This window comes from Herbaspirillum sp. B65 (assembly GCF_000333555.1).
Classification (GTDB): Bacteria; Pseudomonadota; Gammaproteobacteria; order Burkholderiales; family Burkholderiaceae_D; genus Herbaspirillum; species Herbaspirillum rubrisubalbicans.
The window spans coordinates 1-3648 of sequence record NZ_BADI01000538.1 but is presented as its reverse complement, the minus strand read 5'-3'; the positions used below and the strand labels follow the sequence as shown (position 1 = coordinate 3648).

Annotated in this window: 1 protein-coding gene and 2 pseudogenes; 2 read left to right on the top strand and 1 reads right to left on the bottom strand. The window is 66.2% G+C overall.

Annotated features, from left to right (window positions below; genetic code table 11):
• Both I5W_RS29785 and I5W_RS13070 read left to right on the top strand, forming a co-directional pair.
• Nucleotides 1-211 (top strand): annotated as a pseudogene (locus I5W_RS29785) (NAD-dependent epimerase/dehydratase family protein); the annotation flags it as partial.
• Nucleotides 212-1199: 988 nt separating this feature from the next.
• Nucleotides 1200-2170: pseudogene (locus tag I5W_RS13070) on the top strand (NAD(P)H-dependent flavin oxidoreductase).
• Nucleotides 2171-2247: 77 nt separating this feature from the next.
• Here the strand turns inward: I5W_RS13070 and bktB are convergent.
• A complete protein-coding gene (bktB, locus tag I5W_RS13065) occupies nt 2248-3429 on the bottom strand; it encodes a beta-ketothiolase BktB (RefSeq protein WP_044529554.1) in 1182 nt (393 codons plus the stop codon).
• Nucleotides 3430-3648: the final 219 nt, after the last annotated feature.

The following is a 3648-nucleotide window of genomic DNA, read 5'->3' as shown; positions in this document are numbered from 1 at the left end:
TGCGCTGCCGGGTCATGTCATGAGCGAGACGGCCAGCGATCCCTTGGCCGAATTCCGGCGCGTCAACGTCGAAGGCACCTTGGCGCTGGCGCGCCAGGCGCAACAGGCGGGAGTACGACGCTTCGTCTTTATCAGTTCAATCAAGGTCAATGGCGAGCAGACCGGGCCGGGTACCCCTTTTCATGCCGATGACATCCCCGCGCCCATCGATAGCGGCACCTCAGGCAAGAACAGCTTCGTCAGCCAGACCGAGACCGACCTGGATCACGTCGTTACCTCGTGCGTGAAGCTGGCGCGCGCGATCCATCCGGGCCTGCCCCCGCGTCCGCTGTTCATGATGATGCCCCCCAAGGGCGCCCACCGCCACGTCGAGGCGGTGATCAGGGCAGCCAAGGTGCTCGGCTCGCAAACGCATTTCATGTTCACCCAGCCGTCCACCGCCGGCGACGCCATCCGCATGGGAAAGATGCGCCGTGCGATGGCCGACGGCAGCGCCCAGCCCAGCGAAATCGCGGCCTTCCAGGCCGATGCCGGGGAACGCCAACGGCGCATGGTCGGCGAGATCGACGCCTTCCTCGACAAATTGATGGCCGAACGCGAGCGCCCGGTGATCATCCAAGGTAACTGGCCAACCCACTGGATGCTGCTCGAGCAGGCGCGCCGGCGTGGCATCAGTGACGGCATCTGCCATCCGGACACCGTGATCACCGGCGGCGGCGGGCTCAAGGGCACGAGTGTCCCGGCCGACTACCGCGAGCAGGTCCAGCGCTTCTACGGCATCCCCGCCGAGAACGTGCAGAACAGCTACGGCATGTCGGAAATGATCGGCGCCGGTCCCTGGTCGCACAAGGCACAGGCCTATGCGATCTGTCCCTGGATCGTGCCGCTCCTGCTCGACAAGAGCGGCGAGGTGCTGCTCAACCCGGGCGCAGCCGGCGGCAGCGTCGAGGGTCGCTTCGCGTTCTTCGACCTGCTGGCCGAAGGCTACTGGGGAGGCGTCATCACCGGCGACAAGGTCCGCATCGACTTTTCGCCCGAGGGCCAGCGCGATGGCCTGCAGGGTCCGCTCATTCGCAGCGTGGCACGCTACGCCGATCTCGAGGAAGGCGAAGACAAGCTGTCCTGCGCCGGCACCATCGAGTCGTACGTGCGCGGCATGATCGACGTCTGAACCAACCCATTTTCCAATAAGGAACATCATGTTCGACACCAGGATCGCTGAACTGTTCGGCATCCGCTATCCCCTGATCCAGGGGGGCATGCGCTATCTGGCGCGTGCCGAGCTGGTGGCGGCGGTAGGCAATGCGGGAGGCATCGGCTTCCTGTCCGCGCACAGCATGCCGTCAGCCGCGGCCCTTCAGGAGGAGATTGCGCGTACGCGCAGCCTGACCGACAAGCCGTTCGGGGTCAATCTCACCATCCTGCCCAACCTCGACGTCAGACCCGACGACTACGCCGCGGCGATCATCGCGTCCGGCGTGCGCTTCGTCGAAACCGCCGGCGGCAACCCTGCGCGTTTCATCAAGGCGTTCAAGGACGCCGGCATCACGGTGCTGCACAAGTGTACAGCGGTAAAGTTCGCGCAGAAAGCCGAGCAGCTCGGGGCCGACGCGGTCAGCATTACCGGCTTGGAGGCGGCCGGGCACCCCGGCGAGGATACGTGCCGAGCATGGTGCTCATTCCCGCCGCCGTCGATAAATTGCGTATCCCCGTGGTAGCGTCGGGTGGCATCGCCGACGGCCGCGGCTTCGTGGCGGCGCTGGCGCTGGGCGCCGAAGGCGTCAGCCTGGGCACGCGCTTCCTGCTCACCAGAGAGTCGCCCATGCCCGAAACCATCAAGCAGCGTTACCTGGAGGCCAGCGAGCGCGACACTGCCCTGGTCTGCAAGTCGCTCGGGGACAGCACTCGGGTCCTGCGCAACGCCCTGACCGACCGGATCCTGGCGCACGAGGCCAGCGGCGACATTTCGCACGACGCCTTGCTGGACCTGGCGGGCAGCCGGCGCTGGGTCGAGGCGGCGCAGGCTGCCGACCCGGACGGCGGCGCCTTCGCGGCCGGTATGGCGGTGGGACTCATCCACGACGTGCCGAGTTGCGCGGAAGCGATCGAACGCATCGTCGCGCAGGCGCGCGCCATCGTCGTACAAAGGCTGGCCGGGATCGTCGACTGACGCCCCGTCAATTCAACTCGGCGACGTCGGCCGCCAGTGCTGCGCCGCAGGCCGGGTCCACCGGCCGCTGTTCCCGCCTAAGTGCGTTCGAAGATCGCGGCGATGCCCTGCCCGCCACCGATGCACATGGTCACCAGTGCGTAGCGCCCATCGGTGCGCTGCAGTTCGCTGATCGCCTTGACGACGAGAATGGCGCCGGTGGCACCGATCGGATGGCCGAGCGAAATACCGGAGCCGTTCGGGTTGACCCTGGCGGGATCGAAGTCGAGTTCGCGCGCGACCGCGCAGGCCTGGGCGGCAAACGCCTCGTTGGACTCGATCACGTCAATATCGGCGATGCGCAGGCCTGCTTTCTTGAGCGCCAGGCGGGTCGCCGGTACCGGTCCCATCCCCATGTACTGAGGTTCTACACCGGCATGGGCATAGGACACCAGGCGGGCCAGCGGCGTCAGGCCCAGCGCCCGCGCGTGCCCGGCTTCGGCCAGCATGACGGCAGCTGCGCCATCGTTGATACCCGATGCGTTGCCGACGGTCACCGTGCCATCCTTCTGGAACACGGCTTTCATCTTGGCCAGCGCCTCGGCCGTCACCGCGCGCGGGTGCTCGTCGGTATCGAACAATACGCTGGTCTTGCCGTTCCTGATCTCCACCGGCACGATCTGTGAACGGAAATGACCGGCTGCGATGGCTTGTGCAGCGCGGCGCTGGCTCTCGAGCGCAAGCGCATCCTGCATTTCGCGCGTGATGCCGTGGCGGGCGGCTACGTTTTCCGCAGTGACACCCATGTGGTTGCCGGCCCATGGATCGTGCAGCACGCCTGTCGCGAAGTCGAGCAGCGTGCTGTCGCCCATCCGTGTACCCCAGCGCGCAGCCGGCATCAGGTAAGCGCCCCGGCTCATGGATTCGGCGCCGGCACCGATTGCCACGTCCACATCCCCTAGCAGCACCGACTGCGCTGCCGAGACGATGGCCTGCAAGCCCGAGCCGCACAGTCGATTGACGTTATAGGCCGGCGTTTCCTGGGGAATCCCGGCATCGATCGACGCGATCCGGCTCAGGTAAGCATCACGCGGCTCGGTCGGGATGACCGTGCCCATCACCACATGGCCGACCTCGGCCGGCGCTACGCCAGAGCGCTCCAGCGTTGCCTGCAGCACCAGGGTCGCCAGGCGCGCCGGGGGTACCTCCTTGAGGGAGCCGCCGAAGCTGCCGATCGCGGTCCTGGCCAGGGCGGTTACTACGACTTCACGTTGCGTCATTTCGTTCTTCCATGAATAGTTGGTTCAAACCCGGCGCCCGATAGCGCGACCGGGGGCGTGAATTCCTCATTTGCAACGACGTTTAAATATTTAATTCAATGGCCGAAAAGTGCAGAGGGAATGGCCACGCTGCACAGCCTCGTGATCGACGCGCGGCATGGCCTATTGGCGGTCGCCGCTGCTCAGCGACCCACGAAGCGCGCTGCGCGTTTCTGCAGG

Bases quoted from the DNA above. Each gene is read 5' to 3' on its own strand.
- bktB (WP_044529554.1), bottom strand. From the start codon at position 3,429: ATGACGCAACGTGAAGTCGTAGTAACCGCCCTGGCCAGGACCGCGATC.